Below are 1013 nucleotides of genomic sequence, written 5' to 3'. Positions count from 1 at the left end.
ATCTAATCCTGTTTGCTCCCCACGCTTTCGCACCTCAGTGTCAGTATCAGTCCAGGTGGTCGCCTTCGCCACTGGTGTTCCTTCCTATATCTACGCATTTCACCGCTACACAGGAAATTCCACCACCCTCTACCGTACTCTAGCCCAGTAGTTTTGGATGCAGTTCCCAGGTTGAGCCCGGGGATTTCACATCCAACTTGCTGAACCACCTACGCGCGCTTTACGCCCAGTAATTCCGATTAACGCTTGCACCCTCTGTATTACCGCGGCTGCTGGCACAGAGTTAGCCGGTGCTTATTCTGTCGGTAACGTCAAAACAGCAAGGTATTAACTTACTGCCCTTCCTCCCAACTTAAAGTGCTTTACAATCCGAAGACCTTCTTCACACACGCGGCATGGCTGGATCAGGCTTTCGCCCATTGTCCAATATTCCCCACTGCTGCCTCCCGTAGGAGTCTGGACCGTGTCTCAGTTCCAGTGTGACTGATCATCCTCTCAGACCAGTTACGGATCGTCGCCTTGGTAGGCCTTTACCCTACCAACTAGCTAATCCGACCTAGGCTCATCTGATAGCGTGAGGCCCGAAGGTCCCCCACTTTCTCCCGTAGGACGTATGCGGTATTAGCGCGAGTTTCCCCGCGTTATCCCCCACTACCAGGCAGATTCCTAGGCATTACTCACCCGTCCGCCGCTCGCCGGCATCCCGAAGGACCCGCTGCCGCTCGACTTGCATGTGTTAGGCCTGCCGCCAGCGTTCAATCTGAGCCATGATCAAACTCTTCAGTTCAATACTGCTTGGGTTTTGAAAAAACCCTAAACTTGGCTCAGCAATCGCAAATAAACTCTCGAATTCACGAGTGTTACTTGTGTTGCTGATAATCTGTCGACTACCAGTCTTACTGCACAAGCACCCACACGAATTGCTTGATTCAGTTGTTAAAGAACGTTTCGATCAAGGCTTTCGTCTCAACCGAGGCCGCGCATTCTACAGCAGCCCTTCCTACTGTCAAGCT

At 52.1% G+C, this 1013-nt stretch carries 1 rRNA gene; it reads right to left on the bottom strand.

The window, feature by feature from the left end:
- Positions 1 to 787: ribosomal RNA gene (locus tag BZL41_RS13085) — 16S ribosomal RNA — on the bottom strand; the annotation flags it as partial.
- Between the last annotated feature and the right edge of the window lie 226 nt (positions 788 to 1013).

The sequence above is a fragment of the Pseudomonas sp. PIC25 genome, from assembly GCF_002286785.1.
Taxonomy (GTDB): domain Bacteria; phylum Pseudomonadota; class Gammaproteobacteria; order Pseudomonadales; family Pseudomonadaceae; genus Pseudomonas_M.
The sequence above is the reverse complement of the archived record's forward strand: the minus strand, read 5'-3'. Positions and strand labels throughout refer to the sequence as shown.